Annotated in this window: 21 protein-coding genes; 16 read left to right on the plus strand and 5 right to left on the minus strand. The window is 39.8% G+C overall.

Annotated features, from left to right (window positions below):
* Positions 1-16 precede the first annotated feature (16 nt).
* Positions 17-2,494 (minus strand): bifunctional diguanylate cyclase/phosphodiesterase, encoded by a 2,478-nt coding sequence (locus tag QFZ87_RS07950; RefSeq protein ID WP_309859918.1) that lies wholly within the window; start codon positions 2,492-2,494, stop codon positions 17-19.
* Between the two features lie 191 nt (positions 2,495-2,685).
* Between QFZ87_RS07950 and QFZ87_RS07955 the strand changes: the two genes are divergently transcribed.
* The 12 genes from QFZ87_RS07955 (at position 2,686) to QFZ87_RS08010 (ending at position 16,931) form a co-directional block, all read left to right on the plus strand.
* Positions 2,686-3,435, plus strand: a complete 750-nt coding sequence (locus QFZ87_RS07955; RefSeq protein WP_309859920.1) for a glucose 1-dehydrogenase — start codon at positions 2,686-2,688, stop codon at positions 3,433-3,435.
* 109 nt (positions 3,436-3,544) lie between these two features.
* Positions 3,545-6,796 (plus strand): AfsR/SARP family transcriptional regulator, encoded by a 3,252-nt coding sequence (locus QFZ87_RS07960; RefSeq protein WP_309859921.1) that lies wholly within the window; start codon positions 3,545-3,547, stop codon positions 6,794-6,796.
* 99 nt (positions 6,797-6,895) lie between these two features.
* A complete protein-coding gene (locus QFZ87_RS07965; protein ID WP_396133903.1) occupies positions 6,896-8,134 on the plus strand; it encodes a substrate-binding domain-containing protein in 1,239 nt (412 codons plus the stop codon).
* 116 nt (positions 8,135-8,250) lie between these two features.
* Positions 8,251-9,024, plus strand: a complete 774-nt coding sequence (locus QFZ87_RS07970) for an ABC transporter ATP-binding protein (RefSeq protein WP_309859923.1) — start codon at positions 8,251-8,253, stop codon at positions 9,022-9,024.
* Positions 9,002-9,709 carry an ABC transporter ATP-binding protein gene (locus tag QFZ87_RS07975; RefSeq protein WP_309859925.1) on the plus strand — a complete coding sequence of 236 codons (708 nt, stop codon included), beginning with the start codon at positions 9,002-9,004 and terminating at the stop codon, positions 9,707-9,709. The genes QFZ87_RS07970 and QFZ87_RS07975 overlap by 23 nt, the downstream gene beginning before the upstream one ends.
* 18 nt (positions 9,710-9,727) lie before the next feature.
* On the plus strand, positions 9,728-10,588 hold the full coding sequence (locus QFZ87_RS07980; RefSeq protein WP_309859928.1) for a branched-chain amino acid ABC transporter permease: 861 nt from the start codon (positions 9,728-9,730) through the stop codon (positions 10,586-10,588).
* A 14-nt stretch (positions 10,589-10,602) separates the two neighbouring features.
* Positions 10,603-11,592, plus strand: a complete 990-nt coding sequence (locus QFZ87_RS07985) for a branched-chain amino acid ABC transporter permease (RefSeq protein WP_309867706.1) — start codon at positions 10,603-10,605, stop codon at positions 11,590-11,592.
* 12 nt (positions 11,593-11,604) lie between these two features.
* Positions 11,605-11,784 carry a hypothetical protein gene (locus QFZ87_RS07990; protein ID WP_308082777.1) on the plus strand — a complete coding sequence of 60 codons (180 nt, stop codon included), beginning with the start codon at positions 11,605-11,607 and terminating at the stop codon, positions 11,782-11,784.
* Positions 11,785-11,795: 11 nt separating this feature from the next.
* The gene (locus QFZ87_RS07995) at positions 11,796-12,815 is read left to right on the plus strand and encodes a 3-oxoacyl-ACP synthase (RefSeq protein ID WP_309867709.1); all 1,020 of its coding nucleotides are present in this window, start codon (positions 11,796-11,798) and stop codon (positions 12,813-12,815) included.
* A gap of 1 nt (position 12,816) precedes the next feature.
* The gene (gene phaZ / locus QFZ87_RS08000) at positions 12,817-13,719 is read left to right on the plus strand and encodes an intracellular short-chain-length polyhydroxyalkanoate depolymerase (RefSeq protein ID WP_309859932.1); all 903 of its coding nucleotides are present in this window, start codon (positions 12,817-12,819) and stop codon (positions 13,717-13,719) included.
* Positions 13,716-14,456, plus strand: a complete 741-nt coding sequence (fabG, locus tag QFZ87_RS08005) for a 3-oxoacyl-ACP reductase FabG (protein WP_309859934.1) — start codon at positions 13,716-13,718, stop codon at positions 14,454-14,456. The genes phaZ and fabG overlap by 4 nt, the downstream gene beginning before the upstream one ends.
* Positions 14,457-15,431: 975 nt before the next feature.
* Positions 15,432-16,931, plus strand: a complete 1,500-nt coding sequence (locus QFZ87_RS08010) for an acyl-CoA synthetase (protein ID WP_309859936.1) — start codon at positions 15,432-15,434, stop codon at positions 16,929-16,931.
* A 36-nt stretch (positions 16,932-16,967) separates the two neighbouring features.
* Here QFZ87_RS08010 and QFZ87_RS08015 read toward each other — a convergent pair whose 3' ends face one another.
* Both QFZ87_RS08015 and QFZ87_RS08020 read right to left on the minus strand, forming a co-directional pair.
* Entirely contained in the window at positions 16,968-17,276 is a 309-nt protein-coding gene (locus QFZ87_RS08015; RefSeq protein ID WP_309859939.1) for a spore coat protein, read from the minus strand.
* Entirely contained in the window at positions 17,273-17,479 is a 207-nt protein-coding gene (locus QFZ87_RS08020; protein WP_309859940.1) for a hypothetical protein, read from the minus strand. The genes QFZ87_RS08015 and QFZ87_RS08020 overlap by 4 nt, the downstream gene beginning before the upstream one ends.
* 136 nt (positions 17,480-17,615) lie before the next feature.
* Here QFZ87_RS08020 and QFZ87_RS08025 point away from each other — a divergent pair, with 136 nt between their 5' ends.
* Genes QFZ87_RS08025 through QFZ87_RS08035 form a run of 3 tightly spaced genes read left to right on the plus strand, consistent with a single transcriptional unit; the run spans position 17,616 to position 19,349 of the window.
* Positions 17,616-17,822 carry a spore coat protein gene (locus QFZ87_RS08025; protein ID WP_309859942.1) on the plus strand — a complete coding sequence of 69 codons (207 nt, stop codon included), beginning with the start codon at positions 17,616-17,618 and terminating at the stop codon, positions 17,820-17,822.
* Between the two features lie 14 nt (positions 17,823-17,836).
* The gene (locus QFZ87_RS08030) at positions 17,837-18,196 is read left to right on the plus strand and encodes a spore coat protein (protein ID WP_309859945.1); all 360 of its coding nucleotides are present in this window, start codon (positions 17,837-17,839) and stop codon (positions 18,194-18,196) included.
* Between the two features lie 16 nt (positions 18,197-18,212).
* Complete coding sequence (locus tag QFZ87_RS08035; RefSeq protein WP_309859947.1) at positions 18,213-19,349, plus strand: zinc-dependent alcohol dehydrogenase; 1,137 nt, start codon at positions 18,213-18,215, stop codon at positions 19,347-19,349.
* A 41-nt stretch (positions 19,350-19,390) separates the two neighbouring features.
* Here QFZ87_RS08035 and QFZ87_RS08040 read toward each other — a convergent pair whose 3' ends face one another.
* Entirely contained in the window at positions 19,391-20,278 is an 888-nt protein-coding gene (locus QFZ87_RS08040; RefSeq protein WP_309859949.1) for a selenium metabolism-associated LysR family transcriptional regulator, read from the minus strand.
* Between the two features lie 191 nt (positions 20,279-20,469).
* Between QFZ87_RS08040 and QFZ87_RS08045 the strand changes: the two genes are divergently transcribed.
* On the plus strand, positions 20,470-20,835 hold the full coding sequence (locus QFZ87_RS08045) for an SCP2 sterol-binding domain-containing protein (protein WP_309859951.1): 366 nt from the start codon (positions 20,470-20,472) through the stop codon (positions 20,833-20,835).
* Between the two features lie 37 nt (positions 20,836-20,872).
* On the opposite strand, the gene QFZ87_RS08050 is transcribed toward QFZ87_RS08045, so the two are convergent.
* A complete protein-coding gene (locus QFZ87_RS08050; RefSeq protein WP_309859952.1) occupies positions 20,873-21,448 on the minus strand; it encodes an RBBP9/YdeN family alpha/beta hydrolase in 576 nt (191 codons plus the stop codon).
* Positions 21,449-21,540 lie beyond the last annotated feature (92 nt).

Genomic DNA, 21,540 nt, shown 5'->3' on the forward strand with positions numbered 1-21,540 from the left:
CCACGGCTGCCTCCTTTTAATCATTGATGTAATTCTCAAAATCCTCTTTACTCAATGGCTTACTAAATAAATATCCTTGCATTTGCACACAGTTTTTCGAAAGTAAAAACTCCTTTTGAAATTCTTTTTCCACTCCTTCAGCGATGACACTAAGACGAAGGGCTCGGGCAAAATTAATGATGGCCTCAGGAATCTCCGTATTTCTATACTCTTCATCGATATTCTGAATAAAGGATTTATCAATCTTCAAGGAATCGATTGGTAAATCCTTTAAATAACTTAAGGAAGAGTAACCAGTACCAAAATCATCAATTGAAATAGCAATTCCCATATTTTGAAGAGTTTGTAGTGAATGAACAATTTCAGTCGAATTGTTAAGAAGTATACTTTCGGTAATTTCAATTTCAAAGTTTTGTGGGTTTAAACGGCTTTCGGATAGAATTTCTTTCACACGTTTGACCATACTATCCGGCTCTTGAAATTGACGTGCAGAGAAATTAACTGAAATTGATAGCGATTGCGAACGCTTCAGGTTCCAGCTGCTAATCTGTTGACAAGCTGTCTTCATGACGATCTCCCATAAAGATTGAATGAGTCCCGTATCTTCAGCTATCGGGATAAACAAATCCGGTGACACGAATCCAAATTCTTCATCATTCCATCTGACTAATGCCTCAGCACCAAAGATTGTACCAGAGTCAGCATTGATTTTGGGCTGGTAATACACTTCGATTTTTTCATTCTCAATAGCTTTACGTAAACGGGATTCCAATCTTGGCCTTTTTACATTGGACTGATTTATTTTTTCCGAGTAAACCACTACTTTATTGCCGCCCATCTTTTTAGCTGCATACATAGCCAAATCCGCATAAATAACAAGTGTATCTATTTCTTTTGATTGGTCAGGATACAAGCTAATTCCACAACTGGCACCAAGGTAAATTTCACTTCCATCAAGAGAATATGATTTTTTAAGGTTGTTGACAATTTTTTCAGCAACATTTTTTGTTTCGGAGATATCAAAGTCCACTAGAAAAATAATAAATTCATCTCCGCCTTGTCTTGTAATGATAATGGTGTCATCTTCTGGGAGACAATTCTTAATACGGTTAGCAACGGTTTTCAATATTTCATCTCCCTTGCTATGCCCAAAGGAGTCATTGACTTGTTTAAACCGATCCAAGTCGATGAATAAAACAGATATTTTTCCCCCCGTTTTATTAGCACGGTTAATAAAAGGGGTTAATTTTTCAAGAACATACCTTCTGTTTAATAAGCCTGTTAAAGGATCATGGTAGGCCTGGTATTCAATGAGTTCTTTACTTTGATGTAAGTCTTTAACATAGCTCTGTAAATGTTTAGAAAGAGAATTCACATTTTCAGTAAGTAAACCTAACTCATCTTTTCGATTTAAGTGGATGTTTTTTTCGTAATTTCCTTGAGCGATTTCATTGACCTGGTCAACGATATATCCAATTGGCTGTGTAATGGACCGAGAAAAGATAAAGCTGATTATTAATACAATAATCATAATGGCAATAGACAGAAGGACATGGACCATTAACTCATGACGAAGCTCCTGCTCGATCAAGCCATAATTATAAACAAGACCAATCACATAGGCTTGGTCATTTTTAGGAAAAACAGGCACAAAGGTTTTCATGATACTTTTCCCATTCAAACAAACCTTATATGATTGTAATTCTTTCGTTTTTATCGCTTTTTTTACAAATTTTGTATCATCTTTCACATTGCGGTATTTGTAGGATCCATACCATATGGGTCTAGCGGAAATTCGTATATAACTATTTCCGTTTAGATGAACCACTTCACTCTTTTTACCAAAGTTCTTAGGATTGATGACGGATAATTCCAAAACTCCTCGTTCTTTTATAAAACCTTCGATTACCTTCCCAGGTCCGAATCGTTCCTCGTATTCTAACACTTCATTGTCTCGAAAATAGGGGTTAATGATGTAATTCGTAGACCCATCAAAATAATAGCCCCATTTATCGATATGTTCGGGATCGGAGGACGCAATTTCTATTGGACCAGACCAATAATGCGGCAAGGTTACCCCTTTACCAACGGAAACAGGTGTTAAAGCGAACAGTTGTTGATAGGCATCATACCAATAACCCCAATCCTTAGTTGACATGTTTATTTCTTCAGGGTCGGAAGATTTTACGCCGATAATGTCATCTGTCGTTTTGGCTAATAAAGTAATATGAGAAACGCCTACTTCCTTTGCTAATGACGTTAACTGTTCATTGCTTATGTCTTGGTAGTTTGCGGGAAGCTTTTGTTTTATTGCTAGTGAAGCTATTCTAAGGTCTCTACCTAGAATATCCTCCACATAAAGCGATCCTTCTTTTGTTTTCTCTACTTGGAGGGAGACCTCTTTAATGATCATTTCAATTTCTTTCTCGTTAAAGTTGAGTAACTGACTTTTCGAACGAACATAATGAAAGGTATTATTGCTTAGTAGAATCAAGAAAACTAAAAGGCAAAAAAGTAGCGGAATCTTTTTCTTAATGGACAATAATAAACACTCCAATTAACTGAGGGTATAATCCTCTATTATCTGTTTAGCTTTTTCAAGCAGACCCTATATTATTACTTGAAATTTCCGTATATCATATGGGAATAAGCTTAGTTTTTAAAAAGAGAAGGGATTGTTGACAAATGGATTTTATAAATAAGGTAGTTGTGGTCACAGGGGCGGCAAATGGAATTGGACGTGGCGTGGCATCCGCCTTTGCTGAAAAAGGGGCAAAGGTAGTTATAGCGGATGTAGACTCTGAGTCAGGGAACATGGCTGCTCTCGAACTAAGAAACCATGGAGCAGAAGTACAATTTGTGAAAACAGATATTAAATCGGAAAAGGACATCATTCACCTATTTGAAACGACCAAAAATACATATGGAACCATTGATATATTAATTAATAATGCCGGGAAGAGTGTGTTTAAATCCCCCTATGAGTTATCTATAGAAGAGTGGGACGATATCATTAATACCAATCTGAGAAGTGTTTTCCTTTGCTCGAGGGAGGCGGCTAAGTATATGAGAGAGAACGAAGGAGGAGGATCCATTGTAAACATTGCATCCACTAGAGCCCTTATGTCAGAACCAAATTCAGAAGCATACGCGGCAACAAAAGGTGGAATTACCGCAATAACCCATGCAATGGCTGCTTCATTTAGTAACGATAGAATTACAGTTAATGCCGTTTCTCCAGGCTGGATTCATACAGGAGACGAATCAGAACTATCGGAACTCGATCATGAGCAGCATCTATCTAAACGTGTAGGCAAACCTAGCGATATCGCACGTGCCTGTCTCTATTTAACAGATTGCGAAAATGATTTTGTTACTGGTATTAATTTAGTCGTTGATGGAGGAATGACTCGGAAAATGATTTACACTGAATAAATTCACATGGATTAGAGCTCCTTATTTGTTTCTCCTTACTCGTACACTTATGAGTCACAATATGGTAAAATAGTGTAAATATTGTGAAAAAGAGAGGAGGTCTCATAAATTGAAGCTGCCAATCATTGAAACAAAACTACGAATCCCTGCAGTGAAGGATGAGTTTATTAGAAGAGCAAAACTAACTCAAAAAATGAAGAAGATTCCTGACTACCCTTTGACCATCATTCATTCCGGTGCAGGTTTTGGAAAAAGTACGGCGCTTGCTTTATTTATGAGAGACGAAGCCATACAAGGGTGTTGGTACTCCATCTCGCCAATGGATGACGACATCCTGCCATTCCTTTCCTATGTCATCCATTCCATTCGCCGAGTTGTCCCTGAATTCGGAATGGAGCTATCGAATTATATTGATACGATGGACCGTTATATTCGTGCAGAAGAACTGAGTGTATTATGTTCACTTTTTATAAATGAAGTCCTTTCCATCTCAACTGAATTAACATTGATCTTAGATGACTTTCATCAAATAGAACATTCCTATACGATTAATAGCTGGATAGAGAAATTGCTTGAACACATCCCTTCCAATTTACATATTGTTATTTCCAGCCGAAGTAGACCAGGATGGAAGCATTTGACGAAAATGAAGGTATGTGGGCAATTACTAGAAATCACGAAGGAAGATTTAGTCCTTACCCTTGAAGAAATGGAACTGCTATTAACTGACCTTTATGGATTAAATATTGAGGCAAGCCATTTACAAACGATTTATCAGATGACAGAGGGATGGGTGATTGCTTTATGCATGATTGCACAGCAAATTCCTCTTACAAACGATATTTCGGATCTTTTTGAACACTCCTCACATTCACTTCAAGATTTATTCCAATACTTAGTGATGGAAGTCTTCTCAAAACAGCCTCCAATCATCCAACAGTTTTTAGAGCAGACCTCGATTTTTGATGAAATAGAGGAAGAAATTTGTGATGAGGTGATGGGGCTTCAAGCCGCCTCTGGAATGCTAGAGCAATTAAAAGAAAGAAATTTATTCATACAAAAGGTAGGGTTGAGCCATTACCGGTATCATGCACTTTTTAAAGAATTCTTAGAAGAGTCCCTCCAAAAAAACAATCCAACTAATTATGCTATGCTTCACGAAAGAGCCGCTCGTTTTTATGAAAAACGAGAATTATGGGAGGAAGCCCTTCACCACTATAAAAAAATTAACCACTATAAAGCGATTGCTTCTATTCTTCAGGAGAATGGTTTAAGTATGCTTGAAAGTGGCAAATTAGATAGCTTATTTGATCAGCTAAGAATGGTTCCAGAAGTGGAAATGCAAGCCTATTATCTCCTTTGGTTTCTAAAAGCAGAGGTGTATCGTTACCGATCCCAGTACCAAGAGGCCGAGGAGTGTTACACTAAAACTTTCGCCGGTGCTGAGAAAAAGCAAGACTACTTGGGCATGAGCAGGGCGTTAGAAGGAAAAGCCAAAATCTATTTAGATACGATACAACCGCAGCTCGCAGAAAAAATTTTATATGAAGCAATTACTTATCGAGAGAAATCTATGAGTTCAGCGGAGGAAAAGGGGAAACTCTATCACTTACTTTCTGAGAATCTATTAAACTCAGGTAAATCGTCTGAAGCAGAAAAATGGATAAAAAAGACGAAGGAATCGATGCTGGACAGCTTGGATGGAAATTTAGAAGCTAGATTATATCTACGAACCGGTCGTTTTGAACAAGCGAAGAAAGCGCTTTATTTTAAAAAAGGAGAGCTGAATGGGACAAATGTTACATCCTTGCCGCAATCGCACCGTGAAACCGATTTATTACTTTCCCTCATCGAAGCCTTTACTGGAGAAGGGATAAAGGCGAAGGAGCTCGCTCAAGCAGGAATTCAGCAAGGTATAAACTTAAATGCGCCATTTGTTGAAGCCTGTGGCTGGATTCGTATGGGGCATGCCGTACAAGTGTTAAATAAATATGATTTAAATCTAGCAGAAACCTGTTACCAAACCGCATTAGATATTATGGAGCAGCTTAATGTGGATCGCGGTAAAGCGGAGCCGCTTATGGGTCTCTGTATTTTATATGGAACAAGAGGTGAGCTGGAACGGGCTTTGGAGGCAGGGGAAAGAGCCCTTCAGGAAACGGAAAAGGTTCATGATGTATGGCTGTCAGCACTTATTACTTTGTGTATTGGGATTACCTGTATTTATAATGATCGTTTGCCGAAGGCACATCACTATCTAGAAAAAACCCAGTCATTATTTTTACTATGTGAGGATTATTTTGGACTGATGCTAAGTTATTTCTGGATGTCTCATGTTTATTATGTACAGAAAAGCACGGAAGATTTTAGGAAGAGCATGACTGATTTTCTAAATATCGTGCAGAGTAACGATTATGAATTTTTCTTTCATAAAAGATCGGTTTTTAGCCCGAGGGATTTACAAGTATTTGTTCCCTTATTATTGGAGGCGATAAAAGAAAAAATTCATCAACCGTATGTGGCGAAAATTCTTCAGAATATGGGTGTCGCCATAATCGACTCGCATCCTGGGTATTCACTAAGAGTTCAGACACTGGGTCAATTTAAGGTTTGGCTTGGTGAGAAGGAGGTAGCTGAAAAGGATTGGCCCAGAGAAAAAGCGAAAGAATTGTTTCAGTTACTTATTACTGTAAGTGAGCCGATGGCGAAGGATGAAATAATCCAGGTTCTTTGGCCTTACCATGATAAAAAAAGTGCGGACCGCGATTTTAAAGTGGCGTTGAACAGTCTTCACCATGTATTGGAACCAACAAGAAAAGCAAGGGCTGCTCCTTTTTTTATCATAAGAGAAGGAATGTTTTATGGGTTAAACCCGCAGGCGGTCATCGAATTGGATACGACTGAATTTCAGTCCTGGATTCAGGATGGATTAAATGAGACTAACTTTGATAAGATTGTTTATTTTTTAGATAAGGGCTTAACCCATTATCAAGGAGAATATTTACCTGACCGACGCTATGAAGATTGGTGTATTAATAAAAGAGAAAGTATGCTCGTTTATTTTTTACGAGGTGCTGAAAAAATGGCCCAGTTAATGGTCCGAGGAGAAAACTATGATACGGCCATTTACTGGTGTGAAAAAATTTTAGAGCGTGACCGAACCTGGGAAGAAGCTTATCGTTTACTAATGTATTGTTATTATCGAAAAAACAATCGTCCACAAGCGATGAAGTGGTATCAAAAATGCACAGAAGTGTTGGAGGAGGAACTTGGTGTGTCTCCATTAGAACCGACGAAACATATGTACGACATGATTATTGAATCAAAAAGCATCATCAATCCAATTGAGCAGCCTAAATAGAGGGCTGCTCTTTTTTGTAACTGCTCTGTAACTCTCATTACCTATCATAAAATTAAAGCTTTGCCAGTTTGTGAATAACTATTTTAAGGGGGAAAAAGAGTGAAGGGGAACAAAGGAAGATGGGCCTTATTAGGATTACTTATTTTTATGATGGTATTTGCCAGTGCGTGCAGCTCCGACAAGTCATCATCCGAGTCAAATGACAAGGGTGGAGAAAAGACGGAAAGTAAAGAACCAATTAAGATTGGGGTTCTGGCTTCTAAGACGGGTGCACTAGAAGCATACGGCAAACAAACATTAAGAGGCTTTGAGCTAGGGCTTGATTATGCAACGGAAGGAAAAATGGAGGTTGCTGGTCGGAAAATCGAATTCATTGTTGAGGATACAGAAACGAAACCTGAAGTTGCAGTTCAAAAAGCAACAAAGCTATTAGAGGAAGATAAGGTAGACTTCCTTGTTGGATCCTCAAGTTCAGCTGATACATTAGCTGTGCTCCCGCTGGCAGAGGAATATCAAAAAGTCATGGTTGTTGAACCAGCTGCGGCTGATAGTATTACAGGTTCAGAGTTTAATAAGTATATTTTCCATTCCGCACGTAACTCCTCTCAAGATGCCGTTGCAGGTGCAGCAGCCATTGCAAAGAAGGGGGTTAAAATTGCTACACTTGCTCCTGATTATGCCTTTGGTCGTGATGGTGTGGCTGCCTTTAAAGAAGCAGCGAAAAAGCTTGGTGCAGAGATTGTGAAGGAAGAGTATGCAGATCCTGCTGCTACAGACTTCACTTCTAACATACAAAAAATTGTTGACGCAAAACCAGATTACCTATTTGTCGTATGGGCTGGCGCCAACTCCCCGTGGAAGCAAATTGCCGATATGAAGGTTCAAGAAAAAGGAATCAAGATTTCTACTGGCGCACCTGATATTGCTGCCTTATCAACGATGGAACCACTAATTGGTATGGAAGGTTTCACTGTTTATTACCATGATCTGCCGAAAAATAAAATCAATGATTGGCTTGTTTCTGAACATAAGAAGAGATTTAACGGAGATGTTCCAGACCTATTTACACCTGGTGGGATGAGTGCTGCCATCTCCATTGTGGAAGCATTGAAGAAAACAAATGGGGAAGCAGATTCTGATAAGCTGATTAAAACGATGGAAGGTATGAGCTTTGATACGCCGAAAGGAAAAATGACGTACCGCCCAGAGGATCACCAAGCATTACAAACGTTGTATGCCATTAAATTAGAGAAGAAAGATGGCGTTTCCTATCCTGTACCAGTATTAATCAGAGAATTAACTCCAGAGGAAACTGCACCTCCAATTCGTAATAAGTAAGCCATCACGAACAGAAGAAGTAAGTGTGATCAGTTAATAAACAGGACGAGGGTTTGACCGAAATCATCACAGGTCACCCTCTTCCTTATTTTTAGCAAATAGAGGTGGTGAAACAGATGGCAACTCTTTTAGAAACAAGTGATTTATCCATACGCTTTGGCGGTCATACAGCTGTCGATTCCGTTAGTATTAGCATCCCAGAAAAGCACTTTAAATCCATCATTGGTCCCAATGGGGCAGGGAAAACAACGTTCTTTAATCTACTAAGCGGCCAATTAACTCCCACAAAGGGAAAAATCCTCTTCCGCGGGAAAGACATTACACGTTACTCCCCGACAAATCGGACGAGAGCTGGAATTGGTCGTTCCTTCCAAATTACCAATGTATTTCCGAGCCTAACTGTTTTAGAGAATGTCCGATTAGCCGTTCAATCCCAGGCGGGAATTCGGTATCAAATGGTGTTTCATTATAAAAAGTATCGAGCCTTTGAAGAGCGGGCATTAGAGTGGCTAAAGCTCGTGCTTTTGGATGATAAAAAGGATTCATTAGCTAGTAATCTTGCACACGGTGAAAAACGGAAACTAGAAATTGCCATGCTGCTGGCTCTTGAAACGGAGGTCCTCTTATTAGATGAACCTACCGCAGGGATGTCACTCGAAGAAGTTCCAGCCATATTAGAAGTGATCAAACGAATTAAGGAACAAGGGAACCGAACCATCATCTTGATTGAGCACAAAATGGATATGATTCTCGATTTATCTGATTCGGTCATGGTCCTATTTAATGGCAGACTCCTTGCTGACGGAACCCCTGAAGAAATCATGAAAAACGATACAGTGCAGTCCGCATATTTAGGAGGTCAATTTGATGAACGACCTATTGAAGCTTAATGGAGTGGAAACGTTTATCGGACAATACCACATTCTCCAAGGCGTTTCCTTAGAGGTGAAAAAAGGCGAAGTGACCGTGCTTCTCGGGAGAAATGGTGCAGGGAAAACAACAACATTACGTACGATCATGGGCCTCAATCCAGCATCAAAGGGGAGCATTGTTTTTAATGGTGAACCCATTCAGACCCTGCCAACCTATACGATAGCTCAAAAGGGGATCGGCTATGTGCCTGAGGACCAGGGAATATTTGCTGGTTTGACCGTTGAAGAAAACATGAAGGTAGCCATTCAAAAAGATAACGTTGAAACAGCGAAACGGATGGACTACATTTTAAACCTGTTTCCTGATTTAAAGAAATTTTGGAAAAAACCAGGTGGGTTACTAAGCGGCGGGCAAAAGCAAATGCTGTCAATTGCTAGAGCGTATGTGAATGAAAACGAGCTCTTATTAATTGATGAACCGAGCAAGGGCTTAGCGCCAATCGTAGTAGAAAAAGTGATGGAGTCCATTTTACAAATGAAGGAACAAACCACCATTGTATTAGTAGAACAAAATTTTATGATGGCTAGTACCATTGGTGATTGTTTTTACATTATTGATGATGGCAGGTCTGTTAGCCATGGCAATATGAAGCAATTAAAGGAAGATGAAGAGATGAAACGGAAGTACTTAGGAATTGCCTAAGGAAGGAGGAAGTTCTTCGTGGACTTATTCATGAATTTAGCCCTGAATGGTTTAGCCACAGGGATGCTGATCTTTTTATTAGCAGCAGGTTTAACCTTAATCTTTGGTTTAATGGATGTTCTGAATTTTGCACATGGCGGATTATTTGCCTGGGGCGCATATAGTGGTCTTTGGATTTATTCCCAAACAGGCAGCTTTCTCATTGGAATCCTGGGAGCAATTGTTACCGGATTTTTGCTAGGAATAATAATAGAAAAGTGGATTATCAAGCCAGTTTACGGAAATCATGTGCAGCAAATCTTGATTACGTTGGGTCTCATGCTTGTATTGTCTGAGATGTTGAAGGTCATTTGGGGGCCGAATCAACTAACAGCTTCACCTCCTGAATATTTGAAGGGCAGCTGGGAGCTTGGCGGCGTCATTATCATCAAATACCGAGTATTTATTATTTTAGTAGGCTTTCTTATTTTTGCTGGAGTGCAATATTTGCTCAAGAAAACCAAAATCGGCTTGGTTGTCAGGGCAGGTGTCATGAATAAAGAAATGGTTCAAGCACTTGGAATCAACATTCAACGGGTGTTTATGTTTGTTTTCATGATTGGAGCAGGGATGGCGGCACTTGGAGGTGTCTTGCTTGGACCTTACTCTGGGGTCATTCATGCAGGTATGGGGATGGAGTTTGCTATTTTAGCCTTCATTGTTGTCGTGATTGGAGGAATGGGCAATTTTAAAGGCTCCGTTTTAGCCGCTATTTTAGTTGGGCTTTCCGGGTCTTTTATGGCTTATTATGTTCCGGATCTTTCCCTAGCTGTTAATATGCTCCTCATGGCGATTGTGTTAATTATTCGGCCTCAGGGTCTATTCGGGGCAAAGGGGTGAATACATTGAGGTTTATGCAGGGAAATAGGATGACAGCCATCGTGCTAATCGTTGCGGCTTTTCTTCTCCTCTTGCCATTTGTTTATGAATCTAGAAACTTGTTTATCTTATTAACACAGGTGTTTGTTTTTTCTATTTTTGCGATGAGTTATGACCTATTACTAGGTTTTACGGGAATTGTCTCTTTTGGTCATGCCATGTTTTTTGGAATTGGTGCCTATTCAATGGGGATTTTTATGAAGAGGTTTGAGCCAACCATGTCCTACTTCTTTTTGGCAGTTTTGACGACGATTGCCCTTACAGCTATTGTTAGTTTCGTTGTTGGATTACTCACGCTTCGATTGAAAAGTCATTTTTATGCCATGCTAACTCTTTCGTTATCTGGACTTTTTCTCGTGTTAGCAGAAAAATGGCGGACCATGACGTATGGGAATGATGGTTTTACTTTTCGAGTACCAGAACCGTTTATTGACAGGACTCATTTTTATCTTCTTTGTCTTTTTGTCATGGTGGCCGTGTTTTTGATCCTTAAACGCTTTACCAACTCTCCGCTTGGGCGGGTGCTTCAGGCCATTCGCGAAAATGAACAACGGACAGAGTCGTTAGGCTTCCATGTCTTGCATTATAAGATTGCAGCGAGTATCGTTTCTGGGGTTTTAGCAGGAATAGCCGGTATTTTATATGCAATTTCACTCCGATTTGTGAATACAAGCGTATTTTCAATGGATATTACTTTAGATGCTTTATTAATGACGATTATTGGGGGAGTTGGAACACTAGTCGGAGCAATCATCGGAGCTGGATTAATAGAATTTGCACATGATTGGCTGACCGAACTGGCAAAAGAGCATTGGATTTTTGAGCGTTGGATTATCTTTTTCGGGATTATTTACATTTTAGTCGTTATGTTCTTCCCGCGAGGAATTGTGGGTACGTTAAGTACAATTTCATGGAAACGAAAAAAACACCCTTCTGTAAAAAAAGAACAAAAAATGGTGGGGTAGAAGGAGGACCTAGTGGAAATCAATCAAATAGCTTCCTTCGTCGTTCGTTTTCAACTGGCCACTGTCGAGAAGGACACTGGAAGGAAACATTGGAGAATTAAAGTGACGCATGTTCAGGAGGATAGGGAAACGTTGTTTGAGTCAATTGAGGAAGCCATGGAATTTATGCAGGAAATGGCGGAAGAAGCTTAGATGAGTAGGTGATGGGGTTGCAGATAGGAATACTCAGTACAGGGATATATTTACCAGAGAAATATATGACGGGAAAAGAGATTGCCGAATTGGCATGTATCCCTGAAGGTATTGTCGAAGAGAAAATGGGAATTAAGAAAAAGCATATTCCAGGTCCAACTGATCATACGTGTGAGATGGGGATTATTGCTGCTAAACAAGCAATTGCAAAGGCAGGCATCGATCCATTAGAGATTGATCTAGTTATCTATATTGGCGAGGAACATAAGGAATACCCCCTTTGGACAGCAGGAATTAAACTCCAGGAAGAAGTCGGTGCTTTTCATGCTTGGGCCTTTGATGTGGCCTTAAGATGCGGGACGACTGTTATGGCGTTAAAAGTAGCTAAAAGTATGATGCTCGCTGACCCAGACATTCGAACCGTTTTGTTGGCAGGAGGGTATCGGAACGTGGATTTCATTGATTACGAGAATCCAAGAACCCGTTTCATGTATAATCTCGGGGCAGGAGGAGGAGCCATTCTTCTTAAGAAAGACCACAACGAAAACCTGGTATTAGACACCCAAATGATTACTGACGGTTCTTTTTCGGAGGATGTCGTGGTTGTTGCTGGAGGAACGAAGAACCCCATTTCAAAAGCAGCAATTGACCAACGTCTGAATATGCTTGATGTTCTTGACCCAGAAGGGATGAAGCAGCGTTTAGAACAGAAGTCGATGGATAATTTCTTAAAGGTCATCCGTGAATCGGTCCGGAAAAGCGGCTTTAGTGAGAAAGATATTGATTATTTAGCTATTCTCCACATGAAGAAATCCGCCCATGAATATGTATTAAGGGAATTAGGTTTGTCCAACGAACAGTCTATTTATCTAGAAGACTATGGGCATATTGGTCAAATTGATCAAATTCTATCACTGGAATTAGCCTTAGAGTCCAAAAAGGTAAAGGATGGCGATGTAGTCGTCTTGGTTAGTGCTGGAATTGGGTACGCCTGGGGAGCAACTACAATTAAATGGGGAAAGGGTGATTAGTATGGTAAATGTAACAATGAAAGAAGTACTGCTGCCAAATGGAGAAACACTTGCCTACAGAGAAAGAGAAGGCGGGGAGAAAAAGCTTTTATTAATCCACGGAAACATGACTTCCTCCAAGCATTGGGATCTTGTATATGAAAATATCAATCCAAAGTATAAAGTCTATGCAGTTGATTTACGCGGGTTCGGAAACTCGACGTATAACCAATTAGTCATGTCTATTAAAGATTTTTCAGATGATGTGAAGCTGTTTGTTGAGGCACTTGGCTTAAGGGACTTTGCTATTGCTGGATGGTCAACCGGTGGTGCAGTAGGGATGCAGTTTGCTGCTGATTATCCAGGCTATTGTAACAAACTGATTTTACTTGCTTCTGCATCCACAAGAGGCTATCCGTACGATGGAAAAATAAAGGATGAAGACGAGCTGCGGAGATTGACCATGCATGAAGAAATGAAGAGCGATCTCGTTCGCACCATTCCTATTCAAACAGCCTATGACACGAATAATGCTGAGTTGCTAAAGTTGATATGGAATTCGGTTATTTATACCCACAATCAACCAGAGCCTGAACGTTATAATGAATATGTTCAGGATATGAGAACGCAGCGAAATCTTGCTGAGGTGTATTATGCCTTAAATAACTTTAATATGAGCCATCATTTTAATGGCTTGGTCGAGGGCAATGGAAAAGTAGATGACATCGATGTACCTGTATTGGTTCTTTACGGAGAGCGGGATATGGTGGTTGTACAAGAAATGACAAACGAGCTTATTGAGGACTTGGGAGATAAAGCAACCGTCATAGAATTAAAGAATTGCGGTCACTCAGCATTAGTAGATGACTTGCCGCAATTGTTGCATGCTATGGAACAATTTTTAGATAGTGAGGTAAAGGTATGAGATTAAAAGATAAAGTGGCCATTATAACAGGTGCTGCTGCTGGAATTGGATTAACGGCAGCAGAAGTTTTTGCGCATGAAGGTGCCAAAGTGGCCATGGCAGATTATAACGTGGACCAAGGTGTAGAGCAGGCGAGAGTGTTACGGGAAAAAGGTTATGAGGTGACATTTTTTCAAGTCAATGTAGCGGACCGTGTCAGTGTAGATTCAATGGTTGAAAAGGTACGTGAGGTATATGGAAACATCGATATCCTAATTAATAATGCGGGGATCACAAGAGATGCCATGCTGTCAAAATTGACGGTGGAAGATTTTCAAAAGGTAATCGATGTTAACCTGACAGGTGTGTTCCATTGTACACAAGCCGTCTTACCATCGATGGTTGAAAAGGGAAGAGGTAGAATTATCAACACTTCTTCTGTATCAGGCATTTACGGAAATGTCGGTCAGACGAATTATGCGGCCACAAAAGCTGGCGTGGTTGGAATGACGAAATCGTGGGCAAAGGAGCTTGGAAGAAAAGGAATCAATGTCAATGCGGTTGCCCCAGGCTTTATAGAAACAGGAATGACGGCAAAGGTTCCAGAAAAAGTATTAAATCAAATGAAGCAAATGGTGCCGCTGGCCAGATTAGGCAAGCCGGAGGATATTGCAAATGCCTATCTTTTCTTAGCATCGGAAGAATCCAACTATGTTAACGGTACCGTGTTGCACGTGGACGGCGGAATAATGATGTAAATGGAAAAATCGACCTTACGGGGTCGCTTTTTTTTTGAAAGATAAGAATTTATAAAATTTGTCACAGCTACAGTCCTTGATACTGTGGTATTTTATGTCCCGATTCAATGGAAAGTAGCCCGACCGGTAAATAGGAGAAGTTTATAATGCCCGAGCTAAGAGAAAAAGCTCACGACCGGTAATAGAAGAAGTTTCTAATGCCCGTGGTAAGTGATAGAGTGCGCGACCGGTAAATAGGAGAAGTATCTAATGCCCGTGGTAAGTGATAGAGTGCGCGACCGGTAAATAGGAGAAGTTTCTAATGCCCGTGGTAAGTGATAGAGTGCGCGACCGGTAAATAGGAGAAGTTTCTAATGCCCGTGGTAAGTGATAGAGTGCGCGACCGGTAAATAGGGGAAGTTTCTAATGCCTATGGTAAGTGAAAAAGTGCGTGACCGGTAAATAGGGGAAGTTTCTAATGCCCGAGCTAAGGGAAAAAGCTCACGATCGGTAAATAGAAGAAGTTTCTAATGCCCACGGCAAGGTTGCCTGACTGCTAAAGGCTAAGGACTTTTGTACGCTTAAGTGCGACTAGGCCTCTGTCTGCGCTTCGCTAGCCAATCGACCAGTCTTCTTGATCGGGGCTGATCAAGCGCTTGCTCTTTTCTAATAGTCTGTGTTAAACAATATTGTTCATTTTTATACTCTGTTGATTGGAGTGGAAGGCGCTCGATCCTCGAAAATGCTATCGCATTTCCTTCGTGCGGTGTTCATTCGAGGAAGCAAATTCAATGTCCTGTGGGAGTACATTTCAGGGGAGACCCCGTAGGCGTGAGCGACGAAGAGGCTCGCCGAAACTCCCAAGGAAAGCGAAGCTCCTGGAGCGGAAATCAATAGACATGCAACAAAGCCTTTTTGTAAAATGTAACATGTAACTCATCTGTAACTAATTAAAAGTAAAATGGTTCCATCTAGTAGTGAAGGAGCGATTGTTTGGTGAGGTGGGAACTGGATTGGCTGGATAATAGAGCAAGATTATCGCCAAATAAAATAGCGGTTATCGATGAAAATACAAATAAAAGTTGGTCATACAAAGAATTAAATGAACGTTCTGCTTCTGTGGCAAGCTGGCTTAAGGAACGCGGCGTTAAAGAAGGAGACCGCATTGCATTGCTCTCTCCCAATCATATTAGTTGCTTTGATTTATTATTTGCCTGCAGTAAAATCGGTGCTATATTCGTCCCACTTAATTGGCGTTTATCGATACATGAGATACGTGAAATCATTAAAGATTGCAGCCCTGTCTTAATAGGAATGCATCTCCAGTTTGGATCTCTCTGTGATCAACTAACTGATCTGGGTGTAAGCTGCTTTTGTGTGGGAGAGACACACTATGAGAAAATCACCAACCATCCCAAAAGTGAGAAGTTTTCCGAAGAAATTACTGAAACGAATCCGTTAGCGATGATTTACACTGGAGGGACGACAGGGAAACCAAAAGGTGTAGTCCTTAGTCACCAATCGATTCTGTGGAATGCTATAAACACCATTACCAGCTGGAGCCTAACGGAGGAAGATGTAACCATCAATTATTTACCCATGTTTCATACCGGGGGATTAAATGCGTTAAGCCTTCCAATCTTAATGATTGGGGGAACAGTGGTAGTAGGTAATCAGTTTTTCGCTCAAAAAACAATAGAATCTATTAATCGTTTTCGTTGCACTATTATACTCCTAGTCCCAACTATGTATCATATGCTCATTCAAACCGATGAGTTTCATATGAATGATTTTCCAACGATGAAGATTTTTTTATCAGGTGCTGCACCGTGTCCTTTACAAATATACGAGGCCTTTCAAAAAAAGAAGCTGGCTTTTAAAGAGGGATATGGGTTAACCGAAGCGGGGCCCAATAATTTTTATATTCGTCCGGAGGATGCTCAAGTAAAACGTGGTTCAGTTGGAAAACCGATGCTGTTTAACTCTATCAAACTTGTGAAAGTAGATGGGCAAGAAGCAGAGGTGAATGAGATTGGTGAACTGTGGATCAAGGGGAAGCATGCCTTCTCCTATTATTGGAATCATGAACAAGCAACAGAGGAAACATTAAAAGATGGATGGGTTCAAACAGGGGATTTGGCGAAAAAAGATGAGGATGGTTTCTTTTATATCGTAGGACGGAAAAAAGATATGATTATTACAGGAGGAGAGAATGTGTATCCTCTTGAAATTGAGCACTGGCTAGGCGGCCATTCCGCTATAGATGAAGTAGCGGTAGTAGGCTTACCAGATGAAAAATGGGGGGAAATGGTCGCTGCTTTTATTGTTCTAAAAGACTCCTCTAAAATAAGTGAGGAAGATTTGATAGCATACTGTGAAGCCAAACTGGGGAGATATAAAATTCCAAAACGCTTTACCTTTTTAAAGGAATTGCCGAAAACCCATGTGGGAAAAATAGATAAAAAGAGTTTAAAGGAAATCAGCCTACAAAGGTAAAGGGAGAACGTCAGCGTTCTCCCTTTTTTTCGTAAATTAGTCCATTATTTTATGGGCGAGATTTAGGGCAGTATCTGCAACGGTTAGATCAACCTGGAGCTGCTCACTTAAATCATGTGGATGATAAAATCCTCTTTCCACCATAAAGTTTGTGATTTTTTCATGAGTGGCAATCGCATCATTTAATTGCGCTCTTAAAGCAGATTTTAATTCTGGTGTAGCTGTTTCCGTAATGGCTACAGCATAATTTCTAATTCCTGCCTTGGCTGAAATGAGAAAATCTGTTGCAATGACTTGGTCGGTTAAACCACCCATGCCCATCATGTTTTGGATGAATTCATTCAACTAGTTTCCCTCCGATTTGTTAAAAACTGCTGTAATTGTTGAATATGCTGAGTCCCAGTCGTAACGTCAGCGGATAGAATGGCCTTTAGCTCTGCATCAACCGCTAATACGCTCATTGTCGTTGCTTTTGTTAAACAGAGATTTTTAAATGATAATAACTCATGAAGGTCTAAGGTTTCATGGAGTCCCAAATACTTTGTCATACATACACCCTCCAACTCAAACAAACTTTTCCTAATTATATTTTCTTAGAAAAAGGAATTTATTCATTTCTACCTTTTGCATAAAGCAACATGGCGAAAGGGAAAATAGTTATGTTATGAAACGGGAGGTGCTTGTATGGAAAAGAACCTTGCTCCACATGAGTCGATGGAAACACACGAAATAATCAATTTTAAAACAGTATGTTTACTCCGATCCAAATTAATGCAAGGGATTTGTTTTGACAACGATTTGAAAAGATTAATGGAAAAAGACGTACAACAATCAATAAAAGATATTAATGAACTGCTTAGTTTTTATAAACAAAGTCAACTACTACAATAAGTGAGGTGGAGCACGTGCAAGATTACTTAGATCCAAGAAATGCTGAGGGAATGCCTAACCTAGCCGATTCCGCTTTTGCAATGGACTTCTTACTCGCTGTAAAAACAGGAATACGAAATTACGGTTTTGCTATAACAGAAACAGCGAATCCTGACCTTCGAAGAGTACTACACAAACAAATGGAAGTAGCTATTGATTTGCATACTGAAATTTCAGATCTGATGATAAAAAAAGGATGGCTGCATCCTCATAATATAAAAGAACAATATCCAATAGATTTAAAAGCTGCAGAAACAGCTGTTCAAATTGCCCAATTGAACCTGTATCCAAACGACACAGACCGTCTTGGCATGTTTGCGACACCAAATCAATAAAAAAGGAGGGAAAAAAATGAGAGCTGTTACATACCAAGGCATTAAGAATATAGAAGTGAGAGAAGTAAAAGATCCGGAAATAAAGAATGGTGATGATATCATTGTAAAAGTGACTTCTTCAGCCATTTGCGGCTCTGATTTACATTTAATCCATGCCATGATTCCTAATTTACCTACCGGATTTGTTATTGGACATGAACCGATGGGTGTGGTAGAGGAAGTAGGGCCTGAGGTTACGAAATTAAAAAAAGGGGACAGGGTGATTATCCCTTTTAACGTTTCCTGTGGGCATTGCTGGTATTGTACAAATGACCTAACAAGCCAATGCGACAACGGAAATCCACATGGGCAAGGGTCAGGTTTTTTTGGTTATTCGGAAACAACCGGCGGATATGCAGGCGGGCAGGCTGAATATATGCGTGTTCCTTTCGGCAATTTTACCCCATTTAAGATACCTGACAACTGTGAAGTCGAGGATGAGAAGTTAGCCTTACTTGCGGATGCTGCACCTACTGCCTATTGGAGTGTCGATCATGCAGGTGTAAAAGACGGTGATACAGTTATTATTCTTGGGTGTGGGCCAGTAGGCTTGCTGGCTCAAAAATTTGCTTGGTTAAAAGGGGCAAAAAGAGTCATAGCCGTTGATTATATTAATTACCGTCTACAACATGCTAAACGAACTAATAAAGTGGAAATAGTCAATTTTGAAGATCATGAAAACGTAGGAGATTATTTGCTTGAAATCACTCAAGGTGGAGCGGATATCGTCATAGACTGCGTTGGGATGGACGGGAAGATGACCCCACTTGAATTTCTTGCTTCGGGTTTGAAGCTTCAAGGTGGAGCGATGGGGGCTTTGGTTATTGCAAGTCAAGCTGTTAGAAAAGGTGGAACCATACAAGTAACAGGTGTATATGGCGGCAGATATAATGCATTTCCTCTTGGTGATATCTTTAATCGGAATGTTGATATCAAAACAGGACAAGCCCCTGTTATTCCTTACATGCCATTCCTTTACGATATGATTAATCAAGGGAAGGTTGACCCAGGCGATATTATTACACATGTCCTTCCGTTAGAACAGGCAAAACATGGATATGAGGTCTTTGATACAAAAATGGAAGATTGTATTAAAGTAATATTAAAACCTTAAACTGTCAAAAAACGAGGGCGGAGTGTTCCGAACCTCGTTTATTATTTTACTAAATCTACTGCTTCCTCAATAAATATCTTAGAGAGAAGAGATTGTGTTTTATTCACGTTATAGACAAGATAAAAATATCTTTCATCACCAAAATCCGATAATTCGTGCATCTTCAGCATATTCTTGTCGAAGTATTCTCTTGCGGCTATTTCCGACATGACAGAGATACCAACATTTTGTATCACAAACTGTAATAAACTCTGTCCATCCTCAATATATGAAACAATATTTAATTGATCTTTAGCTATATTATTTTTTTTCAAAAACCTCTCAAAAATAGCATTCGTTCCAGAATTGGAATTTCGCATTACAAAAGGATAAGGTAATAGATCATGTATGTTTACTGGCCCTGTTAAGTTCAATTCATTCGAGGTAACTAAGACTAGCTTTTCCTTTAATAACGGGATATAACGAAGTTTATCATCCTCGTATTTCTCCCCTAATATGCCAAAATCAACTGATCCGTTTAGCACCTTTTCAGCCACAGTCTTTGAAGATGATTGATGGATATGAAAGTAGACCTCTGGATAGTTCTGCCTAAATTGCTTCACCATTTTTGGAATCACAAATTGCCCAGGTACAGAACTAACAGCCATTCGAATCATCCCTCGAAGATCAGTCATCCCCTGTTTTAAATCAAGTAGAGCTTGGTCTTTTAATAATAACAATTTACGTGCCCATTGATACAACCGTTCTCCATTTGGAGTTAGGATGCTTTCCCTGCCAACGCGATCAAAAAGCTTGATACCAAGCGTCTTTTCCAACGATTGGATATGAGAGCTGACTGTTGATTGACTTAAGAAAATATCTTCAGCTGCTTTTGAGAAGCTTTTATGTTCAACTACCTTAGTAAACACATATAACTGGTGTAAATCCAAGAATTATCACCCCAGACTTTTCGATTAATAGTAATAGATAAAACAGATAATTTGAATAGTTTATTTTACCATAAAATAGATGATTGAATTTAAAAAGTTCAAAAAACGTCCATTGTTAAATTTGAATTCAAATTAGTATCATAGAATTATAAGAAATGTTTGATATTTTAAATATCTAGGAGGGGCAACAGATGGCAAAAGCGATTCAGGAATATTCCTTGGCAGATTTGATGACAAGGATAGAAGAAATATTCAATGAAAATCCAGGACCTATTAAAGGCTTTCACGCCGTGGTTCAGTATGACGTTTACGACCAGGAACCCGCAACCTACCAGCATTTTTTTCAAGATGGAACATTAACGATTAAGCAAGGTGTAGAAGCAGTTCCTAATGTAACGATGGCGCTGTCATATGATAACTTCAAGAAATTCCTCCTAGGTAAACAAAGTGGTACGATGGCCTTACTCACTGGTAAGGTAAAAGCAAAAGGTGACTTAAGCACCGGATTTAAAATTGAGAGCATCCTCCGTAAATACAACATTAAAGAACCGTTATAATGCAGAAGACTGCTGAGGAAACCCCAGCAGTCTTTTATTAAACAAGCATGGAGGCATTTTCAACAGCCAAACATTGGTCCAAGATCCAGGACCACTTCCCATGACCTGACTTTGCATTAATATGCCCCATCTTTGGGAAGATAATAGAAGGCACCCCCATATTCATATACCTTTCCCTATGTTGCTGATGGCAGTACGGGTCATTTGATGAATGAACAAAAAGGGTTTCTTCACCCGTTCTTGATAGATTCCTCTTCTCTAAGGGTACTGGATAAAAAGATGTCGCTTCCTTAAGGACGATTTCTGGAGATGGAGGAGCAACTAGAATGACTCGTTTAGCTATTCGCTTATTATTTAGTGCAGCGTAATGCATCCAAAGTAAACAACCTAAGCTGTGTGTAACAACGATCAATTGCTGATTTTCAGGAATTGTCTGGATGGCTGCAGTCAATTCTTTCAGCCACACTTCTTTGTTGGGTGAGTCAAACTCAGTAAATGTTGGATAACAAACGTGATAATTTTTTTGTCTCAACTCCTGTGCAAGCCAGGTTTGCCAGTGATCTGGTCCGCTTCCACCTAATCCATGGACAATTAAAAAACTGTATTGGCTCAAATAATCCCTCTCCTCTTTGTTTACTATTCCGATGAAATAAGTTGGTATTAACAGAATTATAATCTTTTCGGTTGAAAAAGGCAACGGAAGTC

This window comes from Bacillus sp. SLBN-46 (assembly GCF_031453555.1).
Taxonomy (GTDB): Bacteria; Bacillota; Bacilli; order Bacillales; family Cytobacillaceae; genus Neobacillus.